At 47.6% G+C, this 25,837-nt stretch carries 26 protein-coding genes and 1 pseudogene; 1 reads left to right on the top strand and 26 read right to left on the bottom strand.

The genetic code is table 11. From position 1 onward, the window contains the following. Nucleotides 1–18: 18 nt before the first annotated feature. The 21 genes and pseudogenes from cooS to steA all read right to left on the bottom strand — a co-directional run bounded on the left by cooS (nt 19) and on the right by steA (nt 18,397). Nucleotides 19–1,911 carry an anaerobic carbon-monoxide dehydrogenase catalytic subunit gene (gene cooS, locus AC6I1H_RS05380; RefSeq protein WP_497739941.1) on the bottom strand — a complete coding sequence of 631 codons (1,893 nt, stop codon included), beginning with the start codon at nt 1,909–1,911 and terminating at the stop codon, nt 19–21. A gap of 22 nt (nt 1,912–1,933) precedes the next feature. Then, nucleotides 1,934–2,107: a 4Fe-4S binding protein gene (locus tag AC6I1H_RS05385; RefSeq protein WP_497740716.1), complete on the bottom strand. Its 174-nt coding sequence runs from the start codon at nt 2,105–2,107 to the stop codon at nt 1,934–1,936. A 144-nt stretch (nt 2,108–2,251) separates the two neighbouring features. Further along, nucleotides 2,252–4,045, bottom strand: coding sequence for a [FeFe] hydrogenase, group A (locus AC6I1H_RS05390; protein WP_497739942.1), 1,794 nt, complete (start codon nt 4,043–4,045; stop codon nt 2,252–2,254). 6 nt (nt 4,046–4,051) lie between these two features. Beyond that, nucleotides 4,052–4,135: pseudogene (locus AC6I1H_RS05395) on the bottom strand (hypothetical protein); the annotation flags it as partial. 86 nt (nt 4,136–4,221) lie between these two features. Beyond that, entirely contained in the window at nt 4,222–6,099 is a 1,878-nt protein-coding gene (locus AC6I1H_RS05400) for an NADH-ubiquinone oxidoreductase-F iron-sulfur binding region domain-containing protein (protein WP_497739943.1), read from the bottom strand. Further along, complete coding sequence (gene nuoE, locus AC6I1H_RS05405; protein ID WP_497739945.1) at nt 6,083–6,586, bottom strand: NADH-quinone oxidoreductase subunit NuoE; 504 nt, start codon at nt 6,584–6,586, stop codon at nt 6,083–6,085. The genes AC6I1H_RS05400 and nuoE overlap by 17 nt, the downstream gene beginning before the upstream one ends. 350 nt (nt 6,587–6,936) lie before the next feature. Continuing rightward, the gene (locus AC6I1H_RS05410; protein WP_497739946.1) at nt 6,937–7,482 is read right to left on the bottom strand and encodes an ABC transporter substrate-binding protein; all 546 of its coding nucleotides are present in this window, start codon (nt 7,480–7,482) and stop codon (nt 6,937–6,939) included. A 25-nt stretch (nt 7,483–7,507) separates the two neighbouring features. Further along, nucleotides 7,508–8,035 (bottom strand): TroA family protein, encoded by a 528-nt coding sequence (locus AC6I1H_RS05415; protein WP_497739947.1) that lies wholly within the window; start codon nt 8,033–8,035, stop codon nt 7,508–7,510. Nucleotides 8,036–8,114: 79 nt separating this feature from the next. Next, nucleotides 8,115–8,867, bottom strand: coding sequence for an ABC transporter ATP-binding protein (locus tag AC6I1H_RS05420; protein WP_497739948.1), 753 nt, complete (start codon nt 8,865–8,867; stop codon nt 8,115–8,117). Continuing rightward, the gene (locus AC6I1H_RS05425; protein ID WP_497739949.1) at nt 8,864–9,949 is read right to left on the bottom strand and encodes a FecCD family ABC transporter permease; all 1,086 of its coding nucleotides are present in this window, start codon (nt 9,947–9,949) and stop codon (nt 8,864–8,866) included. Before AC6I1H_RS05425 ends, AC6I1H_RS05420 begins: the two co-directional genes overlap by 4 nt. 66 nt (nt 9,950–10,015) lie before the next feature. Continuing rightward, nucleotides 10,016–10,309, bottom strand: a complete 294-nt coding sequence (locus AC6I1H_RS05430; protein ID WP_497739950.1) for a hypothetical protein — start codon at nt 10,307–10,309, stop codon at nt 10,016–10,018. Nucleotide 10,310: 1 nt separating this feature from the next. Continuing rightward, nucleotides 10,311–10,841, bottom strand: coding sequence for an FmdE family protein (locus AC6I1H_RS05435; RefSeq protein WP_497740717.1), 531 nt, complete (start codon nt 10,839–10,841; stop codon nt 10,311–10,313). 27 nt (nt 10,842–10,868) lie between these two features. Next, nucleotides 10,869–11,153, bottom strand: coding sequence for a PDGLE domain-containing protein (locus tag AC6I1H_RS05440; RefSeq protein WP_497739951.1), 285 nt, complete (start codon nt 11,151–11,153; stop codon nt 10,869–10,871). After that, a complete protein-coding gene (locus AC6I1H_RS05445; RefSeq protein WP_497739953.1) occupies nt 11,150–11,908 on the bottom strand; it encodes an energy-coupling factor ABC transporter permease in 759 nt (252 codons plus the stop codon). Before AC6I1H_RS05445 ends, AC6I1H_RS05440 begins: the two co-directional genes overlap by 4 nt. Nucleotides 11,909–12,027: 119 nt before the next feature. Next, nucleotides 12,028–12,852: an ATP-binding cassette domain-containing protein gene (locus AC6I1H_RS05450; protein WP_497739954.1), complete on the bottom strand. Its 825-nt coding sequence runs from the start codon at nt 12,850–12,852 to the stop codon at nt 12,028–12,030. Further along, nucleotides 12,831–13,625, bottom strand: coding sequence for an energy-coupling factor transporter transmembrane component T family protein (locus AC6I1H_RS05455; protein WP_497739955.1), 795 nt, complete (start codon nt 13,623–13,625; stop codon nt 12,831–12,833). The genes AC6I1H_RS05450 and AC6I1H_RS05455 overlap by 22 nt, the downstream gene beginning before the upstream one ends. Before the next feature lie 35 nt (nt 13,626–13,660). Then, the gene (locus tag AC6I1H_RS05460) at nt 13,661–14,821 is read right to left on the bottom strand and encodes a DUF3866 family protein (protein ID WP_497739956.1); all 1,161 of its coding nucleotides are present in this window, start codon (nt 14,819–14,821) and stop codon (nt 13,661–13,663) included. Nucleotides 14,822–14,844: 23 nt separating this feature from the next. After that, the gene (locus AC6I1H_RS05465) at nt 14,845–15,690 is read right to left on the bottom strand and encodes a glycosyltransferase (RefSeq protein WP_497739957.1); all 846 of its coding nucleotides are present in this window, start codon (nt 15,688–15,690) and stop codon (nt 14,845–14,847) included. Next, the gene (locus AC6I1H_RS05470; RefSeq protein WP_497739958.1) at nt 15,683–16,387 is read right to left on the bottom strand and encodes a glycosyltransferase family 2 protein; all 705 of its coding nucleotides are present in this window, start codon (nt 16,385–16,387) and stop codon (nt 15,683–15,685) included. Before AC6I1H_RS05470 ends, AC6I1H_RS05465 begins: the two co-directional genes overlap by 8 nt. Then, on the bottom strand, nt 16,384–17,262 hold the full coding sequence (locus tag AC6I1H_RS05475; protein ID WP_497739960.1) for a copper transporter: 879 nt from the start codon (nt 17,260–17,262) through the stop codon (nt 16,384–16,386). The genes AC6I1H_RS05470 and AC6I1H_RS05475 overlap by 4 nt, the downstream gene beginning before the upstream one ends. A 13-nt stretch (nt 17,263–17,275) precedes the next feature. Then, a complete protein-coding gene (gene steA / locus AC6I1H_RS05480) occupies nt 17,276–18,397 on the bottom strand; it encodes a putative cytokinetic ring protein SteA (RefSeq protein ID WP_497739962.1) in 1,122 nt (373 codons plus the stop codon). 141 nt (nt 18,398–18,538) lie between these two features. Between steA and AC6I1H_RS05485 the strand changes: the two genes are divergently transcribed. Further along, nucleotides 18,539–20,740 carry a phosphoglyceromutase gene (locus AC6I1H_RS05485; RefSeq protein ID WP_497739963.1) on the top strand — a complete coding sequence of 734 codons (2,202 nt, stop codon included), beginning with the start codon at nt 18,539–18,541 and terminating at the stop codon, nt 20,738–20,740. Between the two features lie 301 nt (nt 20,741–21,041). Here the strand turns inward: AC6I1H_RS05485 and AC6I1H_RS05490 are convergent, their stop codons facing one another. The 5 genes from AC6I1H_RS05490 to AC6I1H_RS05510 form a co-directional block, all read right to left on the bottom strand. Continuing rightward, nucleotides 21,042–21,749 carry an ABC transporter ATP-binding protein gene (locus AC6I1H_RS05490; protein ID WP_497739964.1) on the bottom strand — a complete coding sequence of 236 codons (708 nt, stop codon included), beginning with the start codon at nt 21,747–21,749 and terminating at the stop codon, nt 21,042–21,044. Further along, on the bottom strand, nt 21,742–22,512 hold the full coding sequence (locus AC6I1H_RS05495) for an ABC transporter ATP-binding protein (protein ID WP_497739965.1): 771 nt from the start codon (nt 22,510–22,512) through the stop codon (nt 21,742–21,744). Before AC6I1H_RS05495 ends, AC6I1H_RS05490 begins: the two co-directional genes overlap by 8 nt. Continuing rightward, entirely contained in the window at nt 22,493–23,542 is a 1,050-nt protein-coding gene (locus AC6I1H_RS05500) for a branched-chain amino acid ABC transporter permease (protein ID WP_497739966.1), read from the bottom strand. Before AC6I1H_RS05500 ends, AC6I1H_RS05495 begins: the two co-directional genes overlap by 20 nt. 9 nt (nt 23,543–23,551) lie before the next feature. Beyond that, nucleotides 23,552–24,445 carry a branched-chain amino acid ABC transporter permease gene (locus AC6I1H_RS05505; protein WP_497739967.1) on the bottom strand — a complete coding sequence of 298 codons (894 nt, stop codon included), beginning with the start codon at nt 24,443–24,445 and terminating at the stop codon, nt 23,552–23,554. 92 nt (nt 24,446–24,537) lie between these two features. Continuing rightward, nucleotides 24,538–25,785: an ABC transporter substrate-binding protein gene (locus AC6I1H_RS05510; protein ID WP_497739968.1), complete on the bottom strand. Its 1,248-nt coding sequence runs from the start codon at nt 25,783–25,785 to the stop codon at nt 24,538–24,540. Nucleotides 25,786–25,837 lie beyond the last annotated feature (52 nt).

The raw sequence follows: 25,837 nt of genomic DNA on the forward strand, positions 1-25,837 counted from the left end.
GAATCACATCCTTAAAAATCATATATCCAGATGCTTTCTCTTTGTCTCTATATGATTCAAAATCTTTCTGGCAGCCTGCACCGGATCTGGCTCTATGTCGAACTTTCCTCCATAGATATCTTCCATGTCGGAGGTCAGATACTTTGTGAGGTTTTCGGAACCGGTGATCTGCGGCGCAACTCCCAGCACTACATATACTCCGGATGCCACAGCATAAGTGCCTATAGACAGTGCCTTTTCCGACATCCATTCGGGAGCTGCCGCAGCTACCGGGAGGTCACTTATATCCACATTCATATATTTCGACATTATGGAAAGAAGCTGAAGAATCCTGCTTATGTCTACGCAAGAACCCATATGGAGCACCGGCGGCACTTTCAAAAGTTCGCAGCAGGTGGCAAGCCCTTTCCCGCACAGCTTGACAGCGTCTTCGCTCATGAGACCGGCTTTAATGCATGCGTGAGCGCCGCAGCCTGTGGTGACCACAAGCACATCGTTTTTTATGAGTTCTTTTGCCAATTCTACATGAGATTTGTCGTGAGGTACCCGATGGTTGTTGCACCCGACTATAGCCGCCGCTCCCCGCAGCACACCCGACTTTATGGCGTCAATTAAAGGCTTTATAGTGCCCGACGGATGGGCAAAAGTATTGGTAATGCCGTCGAGCGCCCGTATAATGGCCTCTACGCTGTAACCTATTGTGCCTCTAGATTTTTCCTCAGGTATAAATACATCGCCCCTTCTGTTCTTGAAATTCATAATGGCTTCTATTACTATTTTTTTGGCACACTCTAAAGATTTCTTTTCGTCGAACTCCATATGAACAGCGCCGGGTATCTTGGCTTTGCTGGAGGTGGTAATCAATTTTGTATGATAGCATCTTGCCACTTGAGACAGCGACGGCATGATACACTGCACATCCACCACCATCGCTTCCACTGCACCCGTTACCACCGCAAGTTCTTGTTGGAAAAAATTGCCTGCCATCGGTATTCCATGCCTCATTGCCACCTCATTTCCGGTACAGCACATACCCACCAGGTTTATTCCCTGAGCACCCTGCTGTTTTGCCATTTCCATCAGCTCAGGCTCATTCACAGCCACCACCAGGGCCTCGGACAGGGTGGGCTCATGGCCGTGCACAACGATGTTCACACAGTCTTTTTTCAAGACACCTAAATTTGCCTCCACCTCATGAGGCGCCGGAGTCCCAAACAATACATCCGAAAGCTCGGTACCTATCATCGAGCCTCCCCAGCCGTCGCTCAGCGCCGCCCTGACTGCGCTCCTCATAATGTTCCTGTAATCCGCATCGCACCCTATATGGGTTGAATGAAGCACTTCCACTATATCTCTATCGATAGCCCTGGGCACAACACCCATATTCTCCCATTTTTCTTTTCGCTTCTGAGGGGCTCTTTCCACAAACAGAAGATGCCCAAAAGGCTTTCCAAATTCATCCAAAGCTTTTTCCGCAACTTTCGAAGCCACTTCTTCAATTTTGCAACCTTCGGCTTGAACTCCCCATTCTTCTGCGATAGCCTTCAACTTTTTTTCATCTTTTATCGGCTTTTTTTGCTCTGCGGCATAGTGCAGCGCCTCTGCAATATCCCTTCCGTGATCGGAGTGAGCAGCAGAACCTGCTGCCACAGCCCTTGCGAGGTTTCTTGCAGCCATGGTGTCTTCGGTAGCCCCGCATATTCCTTTTTTGGGACCGTCCGGGGATATTTTCACTATGCGGCACGGCCCCATAGAGCAATTGGTACAGCAAACTCCCATTTCTCCGAAGCCGCACTGTGGTTGCATGGCAAGAGCTCTATCCCAAACAGTTTCAACCCTATCATCTTTTGCTTTTTTTAAAAGAGAAATTATTGTCGATTCGCATCCGGAACATGATAATTTGTCATGCATGAAAATCACTCCTTATGATACATTATACCGCCTTTACCTTCAAGGCTTTGGTCGGGCAGGCTTTTGCGCAGAGTGGTTCGTCGGACTCGGCGCATCTATCACACAATGTTGGAAAAGGCCCCAGAACTATGGCTCCGAACGGGCACGCCTCCTCGCACAGTCCGCATCCCGTGCATGTAAAAAAATTTACTTTTATCGTTCGGTTTTATATACATGTATATACATCTATCGCTCAAATATATTATAACTCATTTATCAATAAAATTCCACCAGAATTTTTTCAATTGATTTTTTGCAAATAAAAAACCCGGCAAAACCGGGTGATTCAGTTATCGTACAGCTAAACTTTTTTTAAAACCTCATCAATTACTTTTTCAACCGTGGCTTTCCCTATGAGAATGTCATCCACCATAGCGCACGGGCTTTGCGCACAATTTTCAAGGCAGAAAGTCGCCGATAATTCTATCCTGTCTTTAAACTTTTCCTCATTAGCAATTTCTTTTAAAGCAGAAAAAAGTTCATACGCGCCTGAAAGATAGCAGCACGTCCCCACGCATACCTTAACGCTAACCTTTCCGGCTTTTTTAATGTCTTCCGAAAAACATATTTCCCCATCGATTCTCTTGCGATTTCTATAGGTGGTGTGAAGCATTTCATGCGCATTTTCGCTGCCCGGGCTATACAGATGGTCGCGGTATAAATCCTTTATTATCGGATTTTCTGCCGGCGATTTAAGCTGCATGAGCTTTTCCGATCCCAAAAGCCCTTTTTTCCGGCTTTCTCTTGCGTCACTAGTGTTCGGCTGAGGCTGGCCACCGCCGCCTACACAGCCGCCAGAACACGCCATAATTTCCACAAGGTCATAGTATTCTTTTCCAGCCCTTATGGCTTCGAGAAGCTTTTTCGCATTGTTAAGGCCTGAAACGGCAGCGGTTTTAATTATTTTGCCATCGTATTCTATTTCGGCAGTCTTTATCTGCCCGCCCTCTCCATGAGTTCTAAAAACCGGTTCCCGGCCGAGTGTCCTTATTACAGCCGTCGCCACACCTTCACCGCCGCCGAAAATTAGTCCTCCGCCAGTAGCAAAACCCAGCGGCATGTCGAAAGGCATCTCTTCCACTTCATCGAAAATTATTCCGGCTTCCCTTACCATTCTGGCCATTTCCTGGGTTGTGAGCACTGCATCCACATCCGGAATGCCGACTTTGGAAAATTCTTCTCTTTGCGCTTCAGCTTTTTTGGCGGTGCATGGCATTATTGACACCACAAAAATTTTTTCCGGGTCAATGCCAAGCATTTTTGCATAAATGCCCTTCATTACCGATCCAAACATCTGCTGCGGAGACCTGCAGCTGGAAAGATTATCTTTAAAATCCGGATAATTGAGCTCCACATATTTCACCCACGCCGGACAGCATGATGGGAATTGAGGCAGTCTTTTTTTGCCCGACAGCCGCTCCAAAAATTCATGAGATTCTTCTACTGCCGTAAGGTCGGCTGCAAAGCATGTATCGAAAACCATGTCAAACCCCATTTTTTTCAGCGCCCCGACGATTTTGCCAGAAGTCACAGCACCGGGTTTTAATCCGAATTCTTCTCCCAAAGAAACCCTTACTGCAGGAGCTATCTGGGCCACCACCGTTTTTGCCGGGTCATAAAGCGCATTCCATACTTTTTCCATGTGCGATGCAACCGTGATAGCCCCTGTGGGGCAAACAGCCGCACACTGGCCACAATCTACACAATTTACTTCAGAAATATTTTTGTTAAAAGGCGGCGTAACTCTGGCCTCACTGCCCCTGTAAGCAAATCCGATTACGCCTATGCCCTGGATTTCTTCGCACATCCTTACACAATCCCCGCATAAAATGCACTTGTTTGGGTCTCTCACTATGGCAGGGCTGGAATTATCTATGGGCAACCTGCCGTTCTTCTGCCCGAAGCGGATATTTTTTATCCCCAGAATTCTCGCCAGTTCCTGCAGACGGCAACTTCCGCTCTTTACACATGACGTGCATTCTCTGTCATGATTTGCCAGCAAAAGTTCAAGCGTTACCCTTCGCTGGCGGATAAGCCTTTCCGTGTGGGTTTTAATAGCCATCCCCGGACGCGGCGGGGTTGAGCATGCTGCCATGATCCTGCCGCGCTCATCTTCAACCAGGCACATCCTGCATGCGCCGTAAACGGAAAGCTCCGAATGATAGCAAAAGGTGGGAAGTTCAATCCCTGCCTTCTTATTACTTCAAGAAGATTTCTTTCATTAGTAAATGATATTTCTCTTCCGTTTATTTTTATAGTCTTTTCCACAGCTCATTCCTCCCTTATGGCGTCAAAGGGGCATGCATCGATACACGCAAGGCAGCGCAGGCAGCGGTTTTGGTCAATCTCATGGGGTTTTTTCGCTTCCCCTTCAATGGCCGATGCGGGGCATATCCTCTTGCATTTCCCGCAGCCGCGACATTTTTCACGATTTATGACGGGACGCGCAAGGCCCCTACACACTTTCGACGGACATCTCTTATCGATTACATGCGCCATGTATTCTTCTTTGAAATACTTCATCGTCGTCAAAACAGGATTTGGTGCGGTTTTCCCGAGACCGCAAAGTGAACCGGTTTTAACCACTTCAGCCAGCTCATTCAAAAGTTCCAGGTCTTCAACAGTTCCATTTCCGGATACTATTTTTTCCAGAATCTCCAGCATTCTTTTCGTCCCTTCCCTGCACGGCACACATTTGCCACATGATTCTCTCTGGGTAAAATCCATGAAAAACCTGGCCACTTCCACCATGCAGGCATCTTCGTCCATAACCACCAAGCCGCCTGAACCTATCATGGCACCGGCTTTCTCTAAAGAATCAAAATCCATGGAAAGATCTAGGTGCTCTTCGGTCAAACAGCCGCCTGAAGGCCCTCCAATCTGAACGGCTTTGAATTTCTTACCGCTTTTTATGCCTCCTCCCACTTCGAAAAGGATTTGGCGCAGAGTAATTCCCATAGGCACCTCAATCAGGCCCGTGTTGTTGATGTTGCCCGTCAGTGCAAATATTTTCGTCCCGGGGCTCTCCGGAGTTCCTATGGAGCTGAACCATTCAGCGCCGTTTAATATTATCGAAGGCACATTTGCAAAAGTTTCCACGTTGTTCAGGACCGTGGGTTTTCCAAAAAGCCCCTTTTCAACAGTACGAGGCGGCCTTGGCCGGGGCATCCCCCTAAAACCTTCAATAGACTGAGTAAGGGCCGAACCTTCTCCGCATACGAAAGCCCCTGCCCCGCGATTTATGTGAATGTCAAAGTCAAAATTGCTCGACAGAATATTTTTCCCCAGCAAACCCCACTCTCTTGCCTGATTTATTGCTGTCTGCAGCCTTTTTACCGCCAGAGGATATTCGGCCCTTACATATATATAACCCTCTCTTGCGCCGGTAGCGTATCCTGCTATCATCATACCTTCAAGGATTCGGTGCGGATCCCCTTCCATAACACTGCGGTCCATAAAGGCTCCCGGGTCTCCCTCATCCCCGTTGCACACCACGTATTTCACATCGGAATCCTGCGAAAACACCTGCTGCCATTTCTTTCCCGTCGGAAATCCAGCTCCGCCACGGCCTCTGAGCTTCGATTTTAAAATCTCATCGCACACCTGTTCCGGCGTCATTTCCGTCAAAACCTTCGCCAGTGCCCTATATCCGCCGCACGCGATATAATCCCTTATGTCTTCGGGATCTATTTTGCCGCAGTTTTTAAGCACAAGGCGGGTCTGACGGCGATAGAAGGGAATTTCCTCTTCTCTTAAAAAGTGTTTCTTCTCCGCTGGATCGCAAAACAAAAGCCGCATAACAGGTTCATTTTTTATGACAGTGCTCTCTACGATATCTTCCACATCCTCGGCTTTTACCTTAACGTATAAAAAGCCGTTCGGCTCAATCCTCACCAGAGGCCCCATCTCACAAAAACCATGGCATCCGCTGGCAGCCACGCCAGTCCCTTCCCTTCCTTCCTGAATCAGCTCAAGGTCGGTATAAAGCCCTTTCTGTCTCAGGACCTCCTTAAACTTTTTGTAAATCTCAAGCGAGCCGTTGGCGATACATCCGGTTCCTCCGCACACAAGAATTCGCATGCGGTACCCTCGCGCCATTTTGCTCAATTCCTGAAAGTTTTTTTCCAGTTCGTCAACTGTCCTGATCATTGCGGCTTCCCTCCATGATTTCATTTATCAACTGTACAACCTTTTCCGGCGTCATATTGCCGTACACCCTGTCGTTTACTACCACCACAGGAGCCAGGCCGCACGCTCCCAGGCACGAAACGGTCTCCAGGGTGAAAAGCATATCATCCGTGGTCTTTGCACCATTTTTCAAATTCAGCGTTTCCCTCACGGTCGACAGTATTTTATCCGACTTTCTTACGTGACACGCAGTGCCGTCGCAAACCTTTATTACATTTTTCCCTTTTGGTTCCAGTGAAAAATTTTCATAAAAAGTAGCCACCCCAAACACTCTGGCAGGTGCGATTCCCATGGCAGTGGAGATATAAGTAAGGATTTCTTCCGGCAAGTAACGATAAATCTCCTGCACTTCCTGGAGTATGCTTATAAGATTCGACGGTCTGTAATCATACTTTTCGAGAATATCATTTACTTTTTCAAAATTCCTGCATGAAATGCTTTCCGTCAACTTTAAAACCTCCTTCGCCATAACACCTTTAAAAAGTCGAAAACCAAGTTCGTTATTTTTTTCACAAATATGGGTAAAAAAACGACAGTTGTTAAAAAAATATCAATAAGTATCCTTCAGGTTATCTGCCTTCCTGTTGCTGATTAAAATTATGTAAAGAGATTTTCTCCTTTTTATAAGAGTGCCATAATAATAATGCCATGAAAGCACGGACGCCGCAGCGCCGGACCTTCATGGCCTTTTCAGGTATCTTCATGATACCATTTACTCATGCATTTTACCTTTTGTAGATATTATATTAGAATGTGAAACCTTTGTCAATATATTTTTTTATTTTTTTTATTTTAGATTCACGGCAGCGTCAGCTTCCCAAATCCTCCAAAATCCTTTACCATTTGAGCGTAGAGCGGTTTGCCAAGAATTGTCCGGTATATCTCATCGGCTTTCTCCTCCGGGGCCACATCCTTAAACTGCTCCGGATATATCACCTTTCCCAGATAGTATGCGTCAGCCATGGCAGTATCGATATTTGTGTGGTAATAGTTATAAGGCAGCTGTGCATACAGTTTGCCCTTTTTGACAGCAGACAAAGCTCTGTAAAATTCCGGATTTTTTTGATAATCCTGCTGTACCATTGCATATCCGCCTCTATCGATAAAAATTATGTCGGGGTCCCATTGAATCAATTTCTCCTTATCTATCATGATGGAGCCCGTTTTGCCGGTCTCATCCACCACATTCCTGGCGTGTATGGCTTCGAACAGAGAATACTTCCCTTGGGTGCTTTCGATTCCGTGCGTCCCTCTTGCGCCCAAGGCCCCTATATAAACAGAGGGCTTTTCATTTTCCGGAATATCTTTGGTACGGCCATTGAGGTCTTGCCTACATTTTTCCATATAGGCTACTAATTCTTCTGCCCTATCATCTTTTGCCTATCAGTTTCAAAGAAGCATAAACATCCGGATCAAAGGTGGACACTTTTCCATAACTGAGGGCCACTACCGGTATGCCGGTTTTTTCCTGCAGAGCATCCACAGAAGCCTTATCTGAAGTATACATGCTGAAAATAACGTCAGGCTTCACAGTCAGTATTTTCTCCGGATCGGGGGCATTGTTGGGGCCGCCTGGGCCGATGACATGTAAATCTTCCAGCGAAGGATTCGCCAGGATATACGGCCTGCCTATGGGATTATCTTTTTCAAGCTGTTCCACTCCCGCTACTTTGCTCGCACCGTTTACATAACAGTAAAGCCTCAGGGCCCCCGGCCCAATAGCCACTACCCGTTCTACGGGCAATGTTACAGAAACTTTTCTCCCCACCATATCGGTAACAGTAATCTTTTCTGAAGCATTCTGCTGCTTCTGTACATTGCCGGAGCCGCAGCCGCTCAATAAAAAGGCAGATATAAGCAACGCTGCAAGTAATAAAAAGAAATTTTTCTTTCGCACAATTCACGACCTCCCATAATTCAAATTGTTACAGGGCATATGCCGAATTTCCGGCTTTCTCGAACATCGAAGCCGAAATTTAAAGCGGTAAGACCACGGGTATGTTGTTGAATTTTTCGACTGCCACCGGAACGGAATATACGCTCTCGATGTTTTTAGGAGTAATTATTTCTACGCCGCCGGCTTCAAATATTGTGCCATTCTTAAGAAAGATGAATTTGTCCGCAAAGCGGATGGCAAGATTTATGTCGTGCATGGTTACAATTGCGGCAATTTGCTGCTCTTTCACCACTTTCTTTATGATAGCGATGACTTCAACCTGATTTTTCAAATCAAGGTTGCTGGTCGGCTCATCGAGCAGGAGAATATTCGGCTCCTGAGCCAGAGCCCTGGCTATTACCACCTTTTGCAGCTCTCCTCCGCTCAATTCATCCAAGTACCTGAGGGAATAATCCTCCAGCTCCATCAATTTCAAGACCCTGCGGGTTACTTCCATGTCTTTCGGGCTGGCATCCCATTTAATATATGGCTTCCTGCCTAGCAGCACCGCATCGAATACAGTGAGTCTTGCACCTTCGTGCTTCTGCGCCACATAACCCACTTTCTGCGCCAGTTCATTGCGGCTGAGCTTAAATATCTTATCTTCCTGAATGTATACCGCCCCCGATTGCGGTTTTAAGATTCGGTTGATACATTTTAAAAGGGTGGATTTGCCGACCCCGTTGGTGCCCAGTATCGCAAGGCAATCCCCTTTTTCTACGGAAAAATCAATATCCTGAAGCACCCGGCGGCCTGGATATTTGAATTTCAATCCGTTCACTGATAAAATCATCGCTTTTGATACCCCCTTGCCAGCAGATACAAAAACAGCGGCGCTCCCAGAAAGGAGGTGATGGCCCCTACGGGCAGCACTACCGGCGCTATAACTGTCCTGGCCAGGGTATCGGAGGAAAGGAGCAGTAGCGCCCCCATCAACGCCGATCCCGGGATTAAAAATCGATGGTCTGCTCCTATTATCCTCCTTATTATTTGCGGCCCGACCAGCCCTATGAATCCGATAATTCCGAGGAAAGACACGGCAACAGCAGTTATCAGGGAAGCAACAAACATCCCCTCAAGCCGGACTTTTTCTACATTTACTCCAAGGCCCCTGGCGGTTTCCTCGCCGGTGTCGAGAGCGTTGTAGTCCCATCTTTTGAGCATGAAGTAGGCAATTGAAAGAATCACTAGGGATGCCATTATGGCGACTTCCTTCCAAGAGGCTCTTCCCAAATCGCCGAATGTCCAGAATACCACCGCCGCCACCTGCACATCCTGGGCAAAATACTGAATGAGTATGGTACCTGCAGAAAAAAGCGAGCCAATCGCAACCCCCGCCAGGACCATCGCCTCCGGCGAAAAGCCGCGTAGCCTGGCCAGAAGCAAAATAACCAGCGTACCCACCATAGCCCACACAAAAGCCGAAGCTGTTACAGCGTAAGGGTTGTTTATAATTACCGCATCGGCACTGGAACTTTGAACGCTTCCCGCTCCAAATACAATAATCGCAATATTCGCTCCAAAAGCGGCGGCGTTGGATATGCCCAGAGTTGAGGGAGACGCCAGAGGATTTCTCAGGTTGTTCTGCATCACGCAGCCGGCCACCGAAAGGCCCGCCCCTGCTATAATGCCCGCCAGAATCCTTGGCAAACGAATATTCCAGATAACCACATCGGAAATACCGCTCCTCTGGCCAAAGAGCGTCATGAAAACCTGGTATGGACTTACGTTCATAGAACCGGCATTAATAGCAATTACCGACAGAGCCGCCGTCAGTAATGCCAGAAGTAAAATAACAAATTTCTTCCTGCCCGTATACTGTTGATATAATCCTGTTTGATGTGAATTTGTGATAGCGGACACTTCCTGTTTCACCGTTCCTCAATTCCTTCGCTTTTTTATATAATTCACTGAATCAAGCACTTATACTTTCCAGTACATCTACGCAAATTTCATTTTAATTTTCTCCGTTATTAATCCATCTTCGTCCAGAGTTTTTAAGTAACTTTCAATAAATTCTCTTTGAGCTTTCGAAGGGCGGCCCGGTATGGGCAATTTTTTTGTGAGCATCCCCTTTTCAGTCAGCATCGCTATGAGTTTGCCTACGCGCTCCGCTGCGCTTTTGCGGTGGGCATTTGTGCAAAAGTGATCTGCCCTGCCGTCCCAGAACTCGCGGCTGGTATTCTGGTCGCTTTTCTTCGGCCTCCATAAATCATCATAATATAAAACATCCATCTTACCAGCCCCTGCTGTATTCCTTGAAACAATCAAGGCAAACCTTTTTTCCATCCTGAATCCTTGCCTTGTGTTCAGGAACTGCTTCGCCGCAAATTTCGCATATTATGCTGGAAAATATCCTTGCTTTTTCCGGCAGGCTGAAATGAGGCGCTTTGAAATCAAAAATTTCTTCCAGGCTGGCATTCAAAATAAACTCCTGGCGCTGCTTTCTGTCCATTTCTCTGCGAAAGGGTTTTAATACTATTCTTAATCCTTCACCGGTCTTCCGCTTGAAAAAGGTGAATGCCTGTTTGCCGGTGTCCCGGTATATAAGATTACCTTTTCCCAGGCTGCACCCCGTCAGCACCTGGATTGCATCCACACCGCATGCATCGTTTTCTGTAACGCATACAATTTCCTCATCCTTAGAAAAAGTAATGCCCATTTTTGTTTTTGCGGCTTCCACCGCCCTGACGCCAATCGCAAGGCCCGGGCACTCATGCCCGTGAAATTCCACTGCTTTTTTCCAGTCGGTCTGGTTCTGATGCATCATTGATTCCTCCTGTCCACAATCTATTCACGGCAAGCGGCGTTTTAACGATTTTGCCGCACCAAAAACCACTGCAAAGGTAATGATGGTTCCCGTGACTCCTGCCAATGCGGTGGAAATCCTTTCATTGGAAATTCCCGGGACCGTATAGTCGGGCATGGGCGAAAACCATGCTGCCGCACTGCCGCCTTTCTCGGCAAAGGAAAGGTTCTCCGCCACTCTCTCCAGGCCATCGGGGTGAGTCGAGGCAAAAGGTGAAAGAATCAGTGCCACCAGTATCGATGTGAGCAGGACAATCCTCCATTTTTTCAATTTGAGCTACCTCCTTCATCCATGCTTCCGGCATTAGCTGCAATGTATTTCATACCGGCATCAGCCTTCAGATTCAGCACCCTGCCGATATAAGCCACCGCTGCCGTGGTTATCAGCCCTTCCCCCACGCCTATGAGGGCATGTACCGCCACCATGGGAACCAACACCATCTTAAGGGCAGCAGTGCCGGATAATGCCAGTTCAAGGCTTGCAAACACAGAGGCCGTTACGACCGAAAACCACGCTGCCGCAAAGCTTGCTATTGAATCTGCCCCGGAAAAATGAAAACTTCTCTTTATCGCTGCGAATATAAAATATGATACCATGGGAGCCACCACGGCCATGTTTAAAATATTGGCTCCAAGAGCCAGAAGTCCTCCATCCTGAAAAAATATGCTCTGAACTATCAGGACAGTGGCCATGATAAGCCCAGCGCTGTAAGGCCCCAGCAGCGCTGTAGCCAGCGCCGCCCCCAGGAGGTGGCCCGAGGTCCCGGCCATGACAGGAAAGTTCACCATCTGAGCGGCAAAGATGAAAGCCGCCATCACGCCCATCACCGGGATATCTCTGTCCCCGAGTATTTTTCTGGTTTTTTCCACATCTTTTTTAATTGCGTATGCACTTATAACTGCAGTGGTTACAATCGTTTTAGCATCCAAAAAACCGTCGGGAATGTGCATAAAATTCACCCTTTCATATAATTTTTTCAAAGTAAAAGGCCATGAAAGTACAGGCGGTTTACGCCAGACCTTCATGGCCTTATCCGGTATCTTCTTGATACCCTTATGCGTATGAAATCAATTTACAATTTTACTTTCTTCGCTGTAAATAGTATATGACATCGTTAATCATTTGTCAATAAATTTAATATAATTTAATTGGTCAACATTTTTTGTCTCAGGAATTCCGCGGCTTCATCCACAGAACCGGGGATTTTATCGCATTCCGCTTCCGGCAGTTTTTTAAATAATCTCACCAGTAAAGGATATTCCAGTCCCGCTTCTATTATTACTTTCTCATCGGCTAATATATCCGGCCCTCCCTGAGCCAGAACAATGCCGTTTTTCATTATAACCACATCTTCGGCCCATTCATAGGCAAAATTCACATCGTGGGTTGCCACTATTATTGAGCTGCCCTGATCGTTTAAAGAATTCAGTATCTTCAGCAGCTCTGCCTTGCCGGAGGGATCCAAAAAGGCATGGGGTTCATCCAGTATAAATATTTCCGGCTTTAAAGCCAGCACTCCCGCTATGGCCACTCTCTTTTTCTGCCCGTAGCTCAAATGAAAGGGCGTTTTTTGCTCCAGCCCTTCAAGGCGCACGGCTCTCAACGCCTCGTCCACCCTTTTTCTTACTTCTTCTTCCGGCAGGTTGTAATTTAAAGGCCCAAATGCCACATCCTCCCACACGGTAGGGCAGAATACCTGGTCATCGGGGTCCTGAAAAACCAAACCCGCAATTTTGCGCAATTTTTTCTCGTTTTTATGATTTACTTCTATGCCAAGAACTTTCACCCTGCCCCTCTGAGGAAGGTATATCCCGTTCAGATGAAGCAGCAGAGTGGATTTGCCCGCTCCATTGGGGCCCAAGATGACTGTCCTGCGGCCTCTCATTATGCGAAGATTGATGCCTTTCAGAGCCTGAGTGCCGTCTTTATGATGAAAAAACAGGTTTTCTATTTCAACAGCGCAATCCACGATATACCCCTCATTTCTGTCATCTTGAAAACCGCGGGAGTAAGCACTATCAAGATACCTGTAAACAAATCTGCTGTTCTTATCCTGCTTGTTTCACGCAGAGGCATTGTTCCGCCGGTATATCCCCTGGACAACATGGAAAAATATATCCTTTCGCTCCTTTCATAGGAGCGCAGAAACAATACTCCGATTGTCTGGCCTATCACTTTCATTGTGGCAAAATGCCACAAATTTTTTCCCGGCGAGTATCCCCTTGACTTCCTGGCCGTCATCATTCTGGCCGTTTCCTTAGAAATTACGTCTGCATAGCGCATCGTAAATCCCACAAGGTTTACCAGTATATCGGGCACCCGCAGGCCCTTCATGGAATACAACACTTCCGGCAAAGTCATTGAAGATACAGCTGTATTTATTGCATAAACAGCGCATGAAGCCCTTAAAAATATAATTATGCCCTTTTCCATGCCCCGTCCGGAACTCATGGCCGCAACACCCATCAGGGCGCTCATGATCCCCACCAGAAATACCGGAATCATCAACCGCTTCAGATGTCTATAGATGGGAAAATTCATTGCCAGAAGCTCCATTGTATATATAAATAAAACTGCAACAAGATTGTACCACGAGTATATCATTGTGACCAAAGCCACAAAAATACAGGTTGAAATCAGTTTAACGCGCCCGTCGGCTACCTGAAAAACATCATTATGCTTTGAAAGTCTCACTGGCCCCATCCACCCGCTGCTTTTTCCATATGTCATTATTATAAACATTCAGTACCGCTTCGGCAAGTTAATTTTAGTCTTGCTCACCGCCGATCTTCAAAAAGGCCAGCTGCATAATACCCGGCAGCTCCGGCTGCCAGGAAAAATTCCGGGTCTTCTTTAATGTCCCTTCCCATTGTGGTCATTTTTATCGGGAATATTCCTCCGCCTTCCGAGGTTTCCCGCCCCGGAAAAGTAGGTGTGTCCCCTAACCTGTTATTATCATAAAAAGTAATGTTTTCCATAACGGCTTTTATTTCTCCTACTACAGCAACCGTATGCTGCCTTTCGATTTTGTTTTGCTTAATCTGAGACATCACATATTCAAATTTGCTTTCATCCATATGCGGTACCACCACACAGGCGCGTGTTTTGGATATCCTGGCCAGCACGGTTATGCTGTGATGGCTCAGGCCAAAGTGGCGGCTTCTTTTTTCGGCAAAGCTTATCCTAGGGATGAACACCGGGCATCCTCCCAGCGTGTTTACTGCATCTATAATCGGGCCCTGTTCGATGCCGGAAAAACCGAAGCGCGTGCCGGTGCCGGTGATGCCCGGGCCCATGGTCACTACGGCAATATCGGATTTTTGTATCTCGCGGGCCGCTATAAGAGCGGTGTAGATGTTGACGGTTTCCAGATCTCCGCCGAAGGCCTGGCCGTATGTTATCGTTCCTTCTATGAGTCCACTCTGTTTCAGGTATGAAATGCTCCTGCTGAAATCCAGAGGCAGCGCTCCGCCATCGGTCATTATATAAGATATCCTCAATTTGGGGTTTCGCCGCTTTACGTTGAATACGGCGGGCAGCAGCATGCTGTGGAGTTCACCTATTATTACCGGCATGGAATTTAAGCTTTTAAAACTGTCGAAAATCTCGTGGTACGGGCTCTGCTGTTCCTCAGCGCAAAGGACGCTGAATTGAAGGGGAGTATACCGCAGCTTCATGATATGGCCCTTCCCCTGCGACCCCAAGGTTTCGCTTTCCCTGCCGCTTATCGAAACCACAAAGTGCACTCCGCCGCTGCCGAGTTTCAAGTCGACCGCTGTGGTGTTTATTACTACCTCGTCGCCTTCTTTGACCTCTCCTGCTAGAAAGTCATAATTTACCGCCTTTGACTCTCCATCCGGGGTAGCCACTATTATTTCCGTACAGTTGTTGTATTTTCCGACAATCTGCTTTACTCTGCCTTTTTTGAAACTTATCAATCAAAACACGCTCCAGAAACAGCCTATCTTCCGAGTTCGTCTATGAATCTTAAAAGCCGGTTGCGGGCAATGATATCGCTCAGCGAATATTTTTCAGCAAAAATGTGTATCGCAATTAAAAACAAAAGAATTACCATCTTTTCATGCATGTCAAAATGCAGAACAGCCAGAATCCCAGCCGACACGCCGAGCACATTTGAACCGGCATCCCCCATCATGCACCGGGCTTTCAAATCAAAGGGGAAGTATCCTATCACGCTGCCCATCAGAGGCAGAAAAAGCAAAAATATAGCCAGGTCACCGGATAACGCCGCATCAATGGCAAAAAATACGATTAATATTATGTAAAACTTTATGGCTCTTCCCGGCCTAAGATCCAGCAGGTTCAGCAGATTTGTAAAAAAAGCGATAATAAGGGTGTTCACCATAAGTTCGGTCGCGCCGTACGACAAAAAAAAGCTCGTCATGAAAGCCGCAAGAAACCCAACCACTGCCTTCAAAGCCCCCGTTGTAAGCCTGCCCGACAAAAGAGCGCCGAAATGGCCCGAAAAACCAAGGGTATCCCTCGAGCCCAGCATGTCGTCTATAAAACCCGTGAAACCCACAGCAAAAAAAGCGGTCATAACGATAAGCATTTCAAAAGATATTTCATGCAGTGAATAGAGATTTAATACCGGCAGAAATACAGCATACCACGGCAGGGTGTAAAGTGCGAACATGATGCCTATGCCCTGAGGAATGGTTTCGCCTCTGAAGTTTTTCGCAAGAGCCTGCCCCTTCGAAAATATATCAATAAAAAGAGGCGTCGCATAATAGCCTGCCAGGACTGAAAAACAAAAAATAACCGCAGCGTAACCGATTTTAAGCAACAGCCCCCCGCCTCCCGAACTTTGAAATCAGCACTTTCAATATGTCGGCAAACTGCCTGCCCCGGTGCAGGAATCCCTTCAGGTCTCTGCCGGTCACATCATGCCGCATGTCTACATCCACTTCCATCACACAGAAGCCTTTTTTCAATATATCAATCAGCATTCCCACCTCCAGGCCGTAGCCGTAGGGGATGCTGCCGATGGCCTCCAGCACCTCTCGGCGAAAGGCCCGCTGGCCTGAAAGCCCGCTCGAAACACTTTTGCCTGTAAAAAACTTTATACCCCAGCGCGCCAGGGCTTTCACCAGTCCAAATCCTTTCCTGCCCTGCACAGGCTTGAACTTCGCTATGGTCACATCTGCCTTATGGTTCAGTATAGGCTCTATCAATTTGTACACTTCTCGCGAAGTTTCCCTCAAATCAGCATCCAGAAACACAATGATGTCGCCGGTCGCGCTCTTTATCCCCTGCCGCAGGGCGCCGCCCTTGCCCAGGTTTTTCTCAAGCCTTATAACCCGGGCTCCGCTTCCTGCCGCTTTTTCGCAGGTTTTATCGGCAGAGCCGTCATCGATTACAAGTGTTTCCAGTTCCAGGTTCCACCTGCCGCAAAAATCTTCATTAAAAGCCGCAAGCCCTCGCAAAGTGCTTTCAATATTGCTTTCTTCATTGAAGGCCGGTATCAGCACCGATATTCTCACTTTTCTTCCTCCTTGCTCAGCTCCGGCATGAGGCTTTTGGCGGTGCTTTTCACGCCGAAATTCCCGGCTTTTCCGGATAGGACCAGCACCAGCGAAGTCTGGCCTATGACGGTGTCTACATTGTCTACTGTGGATATCTTCTGCTTTTTATAGATTTCCATATAGGAGTTCGCCGCACCCCCGGTCTCCACCCCCACCACTGTCAATCCCAGGCCTTTGAGACTTTTGATCAGAGGTATATCAAGCGTCTCGCATTTTGCAGTCTTTTCTTTGCTTCCGCCGCATATCACCACATAACCCGGCGCACCATCAAAATTTCCGGTAGCTTCAATATACCCAACCTGCTGCAAATATTCCAGGTCCTGAGTTTTGCCATGGGTAAGAGCTTCGATGATTTTCTGAGCTATAAGGTTGCCAGCGTCCTGATTTTTTGCGGCGCCAAAATAGTTCATCAAGTTATTCAATTCGTCACCGCCAGCTTCCATAAGTCTGTCTGTCACGGTTATCACCGCTGGAATATGGGCTCCGGCCATCTCCAGGACCCGCTCCACATCGCCAAAATCATAATCTTCCGTGGTCTTTATGACGGCTATAACGGCTCCCGTCAGTTTGCCGTTAATATAATCGGGAAAAATGTTTTTTATATATGTTTCGTTCAACGAGTTCAAATCCTTTAAACTCTTGATTTCATCTTCCATGGCGGCATTGGTTTTGCTGAGTTCGTCAAACTGCTGCTCTATTTTCGAAATAAGGGTCTCCTGCTGCTTTACGACTATGCTCTGGGAATCCAGCTGAGCCCCCATGAATATTCCAATGCTCATGGCAAGAAAGATGGATATGACCGTTATTACAAGATATTTAATATTGATCAGCATTGCGATATCCCCTTTAATAACCTATCAGCATGCGAATTCTGAGTTCCAGAAGCTTTAAAAAGTTCTGCATGAGCGGGGAAGTCAATGATATGACCATTACGGGAAACATTGCCGCGGTAAGCAGCCCCACCACATAAAAAGGCCTCATTTTTTGATTGTAAAGCTTGCTGGCGCCTTTCGCATCCACAAGTTTTGACCCCACTTTCAATCTCACCAGAAAAGTGCTCGCCATGCCCTTCCTGCCCTTTTCCAGAAAATCGACCATGCTGGAATGGGTGCCCACTGCTACCAGCAAATCAGCTCCCTTTTCATAAGCTAGCAGCATTGCTATATCTTCACTGGTGCCGGGGGCTTTAAAGACATGCGCAGAAAGCCCCAGTTCCTCAATGCGCTTCAATCCCGGCGCCCTGCCGTCGGGATATGCGTGCACCACTATCTCCCGGCAGGCTTTGAGAGCTTCATCGGAAACGCTGTCCATATCGCCGATGATAATATCCGGCCTGTACCCGAATTCCATGATGGCGTCCGCTCCACCGTCTACACCCACCAGCACCGGCCTTACTTCCGCAATGTATGTCCTGATGGCCGCTAAATCCTCTTTATAGTTGCTGCCCCTCACCACAATCAAAACATGCTTTCCCTTAATGTCCGTCCGGATTTGCGGTATTTCGACCCCGCCCATAATGAGATATTTTTCCTTTTTCGCATATTCCAGAGTGTTATCGATAAATTTATCCAGGGAATTTTCCATATTCATCCTGGCCAGCTTCATAATCTTTTCTATTTTCTCCATGGTAAGCATTTCGCCCCGGGCAATAAGCCTGCCATCGCAAAATATCCTACCATCCCCGGTTATGGAAATTTCGCTGTTTTCTCTGAGCCTCATCACCTGTTCCCCGGCATGGTCCACTATCGGAATATTGGCCCTGGCAAGGATATCCGGGCCGGGATTGGGATATCTTCCGGTGATGGATTTTGCGGCGTTCACCACCGCCCTGACTTTCGCCGCCACCAGACCCATGGCCGCCACTTCGTCGATATCTTCATGGTCTATCACCGCTATATCCCCGGCATTTAACCTTTTGACCAGATTTTTAGTTTTATGATCGACTTTTGCGATGCCCTTAATATACATTTTGTCCAACACCTACATTTATTTTACCAGAAAAATCGTCAATGTAAACTTAAGCCGTCCTCCATATTCGTTGCAATCAGCCGATTATGCTGGTATAATGGCATTAAACGATTTTTTAGGTATGTGATGAAGAATATGAAAATGCTCCGACGTATTTTTCTACTTCTTATTATTATCAGTCTTTCGCCATTAAATACGGCAATCGTTTCCGCTTCCGGCGCCCCGCAAAAAAAAATCGTCATGTTTATAATGGACAACATAAACTATGAAGATATGGCGGAATTTGGCGGAAAAAATTTTAAATTTTTATTGAAAAACGGGGCTCTTGGGCTGATGAACACCAATTCGGGAGGCCCTTACAACGCCACTAACGCTTATGCCACCATAGGCGCCGGAAGTTACGCCGTAAGCTCCCCCCAGGGAAGCTGTTCCGGAGGGGACAATGATGTCTTTTCCGGCGAGCCGGTACATGAAATTTATTTGAGAAATACCGGAAGAAAAATGGAAAAACTCAACATAGCCAACATCGATATCATTGACATCCTGCGGAACAACCAGAAGTTAAACCACCCCGTCAGGATAGGGCTTCTGGGTTCACTATTAAATGAACACGGCTTAAAAACCGCTGTCATCGGCAATGAGAGCAAAAGCATGGATGAAATAAGCGCGAATGCGGCACTGATAACTATGAACGGCGACGGCATCACAGACTTCGGCCGGGTGGACGCCGGATTGCTCATGAAAGACCCCATGAGCCCCTTTGGAATAAGGACTGATTACACCGCGCTGTACAGGGCTTTCGTGGAGGCAAAGGATAGTGCCGACTTCATAGTAATACAATCGGGCGATTCCTACCGTCTCAACAAATACTCGGGCCTTTCCGACGACATGTATTCAAGAGCCAAACGGGAAATCTTCCACAGAGCCGACGATTTTCTCGGAAAAATCCTGGCCGAAATGGATAAAAACACTCTTTTCATGCTGGTGACGCCGTTTCCTTCATATGCGGATGTCGCGGCAGGCAGAAAACTTACGCCGGTTATAGCCTACGGAGATGCCGTACGCGGAACCATCCTGACTTCCCCCACCACCAAAAGGGACGGCATCATCACAAACACGGACGTTGCCTCACAGGTGCTCAATTATTTCGGCATTCCACGGGACCCATCCATGACCGGCCATGAATTCATCTATAAAAATATAGCCGGCCCTGTGGAATACATTTACAGATTAAACGCCATCACGGTGTTTAACTATAAAATCAGGCCCGCTGTTGTCAAAACATTTATTAGTATTATAGTGGCAGGCCTCATCCTGGCTGTAATATTTATTTTATGTGCCAGAAAATACTTGATATATCTCAGGCACCTGCTGGTGGCGATTATGATTGCGCCGGGGCTTTTTCTGATTTTGCCGCTTCTTGAACCCTGGAACGCTCCGAGGCTGGCTCTGGGCATTCTGCTGCTTGTAGCAATATCCGTCGCTTCGCTTTCATATTTTTTAAAAGATAATCTGAGCATATTCGCCGTGTGCCTGCTCGGCTCCGCATTGCTCATTATTCTGGATACCTGCCTGGGCAATCCTCTTATGAAAGTGTCCATATTCGGATACGATCCTGTCGGAGGTGCGAGATTCTATGGCATCGGCAACGAATACATGGGGCTTTTGCTGGGCTCGACCATTATCGGCACTGCGGCCATAGTGGATAAGTTTCGCCATCATGAAAAAACAGCAAAGCTTTTCAGTATAGCCTTTTATACCGTCGTGCTTTTCACCCTCGCCCATCCGGGCCTCGGCACAAATGTGGGAGGGGCTATGGCTGCTCTTGTCGGGTTCGGCGCTTCCGCAGTACTTTTATTCAAAGGAAAGATATCCTCAGCGGATCTTCTGAAAATCGGCGTAAGCCTGGTAATTCTGCTGCTTTGTCTTTTCATCTATGACAGTATGCGACCTCAGGACGCCCAATCCCACATCGGCCAGACCGGCGCCCTGATAAGGCAAAGCAGCATTGCCGCCTTGCTTTTGATTTTCAAAAGAAAGCTTCTTATGAATTACAAGCTTATAAGATACAGCAACTGGACTCTTGCGCTCATCGCTATAATGGCGGTCCTGGGAATGCTTTTCAGTTGGCCGGTGGGAATTCTCAAACAAATATTCCGCCGCCACAGGCACCTTTATCTCGGGTTCGTGGCGGGTATCATAGGGACAGCAGCTGCCTTCCTTTTCAACGATTCCGGAGTGGTGGCGGCCGCCATATCCATGATACCCATCGGGATGCCTTTAATCCTGCTGTGCATCGATGAAATCATGACTACCCGCAAAAGGGACGGCATGTTCAAGTAGTAAAGTATTTTGGGTTATAAGATTTACGGGATGCCGCAGAGCACCCCGTAAGTCTAAACTTCTTTTGCATTTTGTTTTTGCATAACTCCTATTGGTATTATTTCGCCTTTTTTCGGAAAACTTTATTATCTCTTCCACACCTCGAACGATTTCAATGCCCACCACATTTTCAATATCCGAAACATCGAGGCCTTGAATTCAAAGGTCAAGATATATTCTGATTGCGCCTTTTATAAAGTTTCTTTTTTTCTACTCTATTTAATGTAGATTTCAAGAGCTTCCCTGACACCTCCATCTTCCATTATGTTGCGCCTCCCAGGTACGCCCGGGTGACCTGCTCATTCCGCAGGAGTTCCTGCCCGGAGCCGGTCAGGGTGATTGCGCCGGTCTCCAGCACGTAGGCGTAATCGGCGATTTTGAGCGCCATTCTGGCGTTTTGCTCGATTAGCAGAATTGTCACCCCTTCTTCATGAATCTTCCGGATTATCCTGAATACCTCTCCCACCAGAATTGGAGCGAGCCCCAGCGATGGCTCATCCATCATCAGCAGCTTCGGCCTTGACATGAGTGCCCTTCCCACCGCCAGCATCTGCTGCTCGCCGCCTGAAAGGGTGCCCGCCAGCTGCTTTTCTCGCTCTTTCAGTCGGGGAAAGAGCGAATATATCCATTCGATGTCCTTTTTCACCCCGTCTTCGTCTTTCCTGATGTAAGCCCCCAGCACCAAGTTTTCGTAAATGGTGAGGTCCGCAAAGACCCTGCGTCCTTCGGGGACCATGGAAATACCCCTTTTCACTATTTCCCTGGTGGGAAGCCTGCTTATGTCTTCTCCCATAAAGGAAACGGTCCCCGTCTTTTTCACTAGACTCAATACTGCTCTCAGGGTGGAACTCTTTCCCGCGCCGTTTGCTCCGATAAGAGTGACGATGCTGCCTTCCTTGACGCTCATGTCGATGCCTCTTACCGCATGAATTCCTCCGTATCTTACATTCAGATTCTTTATCTCAAGCATCCGTTTCCACCCCCAGATAGGCTTCTATGACCTTTTGATTGCCCTGGATATCTTCGGGACTGCCTTCGGCTATGGTGACGCCGTGATCTAGCACCAGTATGCGTTCGCAAATCCCCATCACCACCTGCATATGATGTTCTATCATGAAAATGCTCAAGTCGAATTTATCTCTTATTTCTTCAATGAATTCCATAAGCTCATGGGATTCTCTGGGGTTCATGCCCGCCGCCGGTTCATCCAGGAGCAGGATTTTGGGGTGGGTGGCGAGGGCCCGGGCTATTTCCAGCCTCCTCTGCTGTCCATATGGAAGGGACCCGGCCTTTTCATCCATAAACCGGGAAAGGGCCAGGCTGCCCAGAAGTTCTTCAGCTTCCTTTCGCATGGCTCGTTCCTCCCGGAGATACCCCGGCAGGCGCAGCATAGCCGCCGCAAATGAGGATTTCAGCCTCAGATGATGGGCGACCAGCACATTTTCCAGCACTGAAAGATTTGAAAACAGGCGGATGTTTTGAAATGTCCTGGCTATGCCCAGTTTTGTTATTTTGTCGGGCTGCATGCCCGTAATATCTTTGCCGCTAAAATTTATGCCGCCCGATGCGGGCTTATATATCCCCGTTATAGCGTTGAACGCTGTCGTCTTTCCGGCACCGTTGGGGCCTATTAATCCCACTATTTCACCCTTTTTCAGAGAAAGCGAAAAGTCCGACACAGCGGTGAGACCGCCGAATTTTATGGTAATGTTTTTAACTTCCAGCAGATTCACGACGGCCGGCCCCCTTTCTAAACAGCATATCCCATGTGAGCTCCTTTTCTCCCATGATGCCCCGCCTCATGAAAAGCGCCACCACAACGAGGATTACCGAAAAAACCACCATCCTCATGCCCGGAATGCCCGGAAGATTTATAAAACCAAAATTCATGGGAGATTCCACCACTCTCAAAAGTTCCATTATCACCGTCATTATGGAAGCGGATATTATGGAACCGGTTATGCTCCCCATTCCGCCCAGAACCACCATGAGGAGAATCTGGTAGGTCAGAGAAAACCGGAACATGGTCGGGTCTATGGTGGAAATCAGGTTGCCCAGAAGCGCTCCGCCGATGCCTGCAATAAAAGCGCTTATGGAAAAACTGAGCAGCTTGTGATAGAAAAGGTTTATACCCATGGCCTGGGCTGCCGTCTCATCCTCCCGGATGGCTTTGAATGCTCTGCCGTAGCTGGAATTCAAAAGCATCATAAGGCCTATGATGACTATAATGGCCGCTCCCCAGCTCCAGTATAAATTGGTATATTGTGGAATGCCCTTGAGCCCCAACGCCCCGTTGGTAATGGTCTGGGTGTTGGTGAATACGACGGAAATTATTTCGCCGAAACCCAGTGTCGCTATGGCAAGATAGTCGCCCTTTAATTTCAACACCGGAGCTCCTATCAGAAATCCTACAACGGTTGAAACAAGGCCTGCGAGTATCAGTGCCCCGATAAAAGGCGCGTGCAAATCAGCCAGAATTGGATTTATGGGGACCATGAAAAAATTCATGGTTTTGATATCTGAAGGCATGGTCAAAAGCGCGCTAACATACGCCCCCACAGCCATGAAACCCGCCGTCCCCAGAGAAAAAAGCCCTGTGAATCCGTTGGTAAGATTCAGGCTCAGTGTAAGGATTATATTTATGGCGCACAGGTTCAAAATCCTGACTTTATACGGGTCCAGGTTTTTTTGAGCCCAGTACAAAAAAACAAAAAATAAAAGAATAGCGGCTATAGACAGTATAATCTTTGTAATGCTTTTCAATCCCGTCACCTACACTTTCTCAGCCACTTTTTCGCCCAGGATGCCGGTGGGCCTGAAAAGCAGTATCAATATCAGTATGACAAAGGCGAAGGCATCCCTGTACCCTGAAAGTCCAGGCAAAAAAGCCACCAGGAGTATTTCCCCGAGGCCCAGGATGAATCCTCCCAGCATGGCTCCAGGGATATTGCCGATACCTCCCACCACAGCGGCGATAAAGCATTTGAGGCCCGGCATAATTCCTATAAGAGGGTGAAGCTGAGGATATTTAAGCCCCCACATGATGCCTCCTACGGCAGCCAGGGCAGACCCCAGGCCAAAGGTGAAGGAAATGATGCGGTCCACATCGATTCCCATCAGCTTTGCGGTATCTATATCTTTGGAACAGGCCCTCATTGCCATACCGGTCCTGGTGTTATTTACGACATAAACCAGGCCCAGCAGAAGGGTAATGGCTATTATCGGTATAATAATGCCGAGACTTATGATAGAAACATTCCCCAGCTTGATTACTCTCTGGAAAACTTCCGGGGAATAAAAGGCCTGGGGACGCCCTCCGAAAACCACGATTCCGAAGTTTTCCAAAAAAAACGAAACCCCTATGGCAGAAATCAGTATGGAAATCCTTGGAGCATCCCTCAACGGCTTGTAAGCCGCCTTTTCTATCCCCATACCCACCAGTGCGGTGAGAACTATGGAAAAAATGGCCGCAAGCCACCATGGCATGTGAAACAGACCCACCCCGAAAAACACAAAATACGCCGCAAGCATTATTATATCGCCGTGGGCAAAATTAATGAGCCTGACTATGCCGTACACCATGGTATACCCTATGGCTATAAGAGCGTAAAGGCTTCCAAGGGAAATACCGTTGATGAGGTGCTGTAAAAAAAGCTCATAAGTCACAATAGATCCCTTCTTTGTATTATAAATTCACGAGGGCAACACCGGAATATGGAAAGTAAAGTTGAACGTTCATCCGGTGCTGCCCCCGGCTTTTACTTATCGGGTTGAATAGTTTCTATATATACAAATTTTCCGTCTTTGACCTGCTTTATGACAGCGCTCTTATTGGCATCGCCGTTCTGATCAAGGGTAATGATGCCTGTGGCCCCTTTAAAGTCCTGGGTTTTTGCTAGCGCATCTCTGATGGCCTTGGGTTCTGCAGAACCCGCTCTCTCTATGGCGTCTCTTACTACAAGGTATGCGTCAAAACCCAGAGCTGCAAAAGCCGTGGGCTCTTTTCCATATTTTTGCTTGTAAGCATCCAAGAACTGTTTTGACACTTCGGTCACCGGAGCTTCCGCGGTATAATGGGTGCTGAAGGCCACTCCCTCAACGGCCTTACCGCCTATCTGTATGAATTCCGGAGCTTCGTATGTGTCGCCGCCTAAAAACGGCGCCTTAATGCCAAGATCCCTCGCCTGCTTTATGAGAAGCGCAGATTCGCCATAGTTGCCCGGAGCAAAAATCACATCCGGTTTGAGGTCTTTTATGCCGGTGAGCTGTGCGGTGAACTCCTGATCGCCGGTTTTGTACTTGGCTTCTGCTACGATGGCGTTTTTATCGCCGGTAAGCTCCACAAAGGCCTGCTTGAAGAAGTTCGAAAGGCCAACCGAATAATCATTGGACACATCCATGATGATGGCCGCCTTTTTTGCCTTGAGAGTGTTATAAGCATATTTTGCCATTACCTTGCCCTGGAATGGGTCAATGAAACACACTCTGAAATAATAGTCGTTGTTCAGGGTGACCAGCGGGTTTGTTGGTGAGCAACCCACCACCGGAATTCCGGCATCCTTGGCTACCTGTCCCCCGGCCATAGAAAGGGAACTGCCGTAAGAACCGATAATCACGCTCACCTTGTCCTGCTGTATCAGACGTGATACCGCATTTGCAGCTTCTGTCTTGTCCGTCTTGTTGTCGACCAGAAATAGTTTTATTTTCTTTCCTAGAACTTCAGGGAACATTTCATTGGCCAGATTGATGCCTTCCACGGTCATCTGACCGCCGGCCGCGCTGGCGCCGGTCATAGGCTCATACACACCTACTCTTATGACATCGCCCGAAGATTCACCGGAGGCTGCAGAACCCGATTTGCCGGAGTCGAAAGCCTGCTGCCCCGATTCTGCGGGTTTTCCAGCATCCGAGGCCTGTTTACCACCGCATCCGGCCAAAAGAGCCGAAAAAATCAACAAAAAAACGACCGAGATTATCATCAACTTTTTGATGCTGCCGATCTTCATTGAAAATCTCCTCCCCCAATAATTGATAAATAAGTATCTCGCAAACCAATAC

This window comes from Biomaibacter sp. TOL (assembly GCF_059717795.1).

Bases quoted from the DNA above. Each gene is read 5' to 3' on its own strand.
- cooS (WP_497739941.1), bottom strand. From the start codon at position 1,911: ATGCATGACAAATTATCATGTTCCGGATGCGAATCGACAATAATTTCT.
- AC6I1H_RS05390 (WP_497739942.1), bottom strand. From the start codon at position 4,045: ATGGCAGCATGCTCAACCCCGCCGCGTCCGGGGATGGCTATTAAAACC.
- AC6I1H_RS05400 (WP_497739943.1), bottom strand. From the start codon at position 6,099: ATGATCAGGACAGTTGACGAACTGGAAAAAAACTTTCAGGAATTGAGC.
- AC6I1H_RS05410 (WP_497739946.1), bottom strand. From the start codon at position 7,482: ATGGAAAAATGTAGGCAAGACCTCAATGGCCGTACCAAAGATATTCCG.
- AC6I1H_RS05420 (WP_497739948.1), bottom strand. From the start codon at position 8,867: ATGATTTTATCAGTGAACGGATTGAAATTCAAATATCCAGGCCGCCGG.
- AC6I1H_RS05430 (WP_497739950.1), bottom strand. From the start codon at position 10,309: ATGGATGTTTTATATTATGATGATTTATGGAGGCCGAAGAAAAGCGAC.
- AC6I1H_RS05435 (WP_497740717.1), bottom strand. From the start codon at position 10,841: ATGCATCAGAACCAGACCGACTGGAAAAAAGCAGTGGAATTTCACGGG.
- AC6I1H_RS05445 (WP_497739953.1), bottom strand. From the start codon at position 11,908: ATGAAGGTCTGGCGTAAACCGCCTGTACTTTCATGGCCTTTTACTTTG.
- AC6I1H_RS05455 (WP_497739955.1), bottom strand. From the start codon at position 13,625: ATGTTTATAATAATGACATATGGAAAAAGCAGCGGGTGGATGGGGCCA.
- AC6I1H_RS05475 (WP_497739960.1), bottom strand. From the start codon at position 17,262: ATGCTGATCAATATTAAATATCTTGTAATAACGGTCATATCCATCTTT.
- steA (WP_497739962.1), bottom strand. From the start codon at position 18,397: ATGTATATTAAGGGCATCGCAAAAGTCGATCATAAAACTAAAAATCTG.
- AC6I1H_RS05485 (WP_497739963.1), top strand. From the start codon at position 18,539: ATGCTCCGACGTATTTTTCTACTTCTTATTATTATCAGTCTTTCGCCA.
- AC6I1H_RS05490 (WP_497739964.1), bottom strand. From the start codon at position 21,749: ATGCTTGAGATAAAGAATCTGAATGTAAGATACGGAGGAATTCATGCG.
- AC6I1H_RS05510 (WP_497739968.1), bottom strand. From the start codon at position 25,785: ATGAAGATCGGCAGCATCAAAAAGTTGATGATAATCTCGGTCGTTTTT.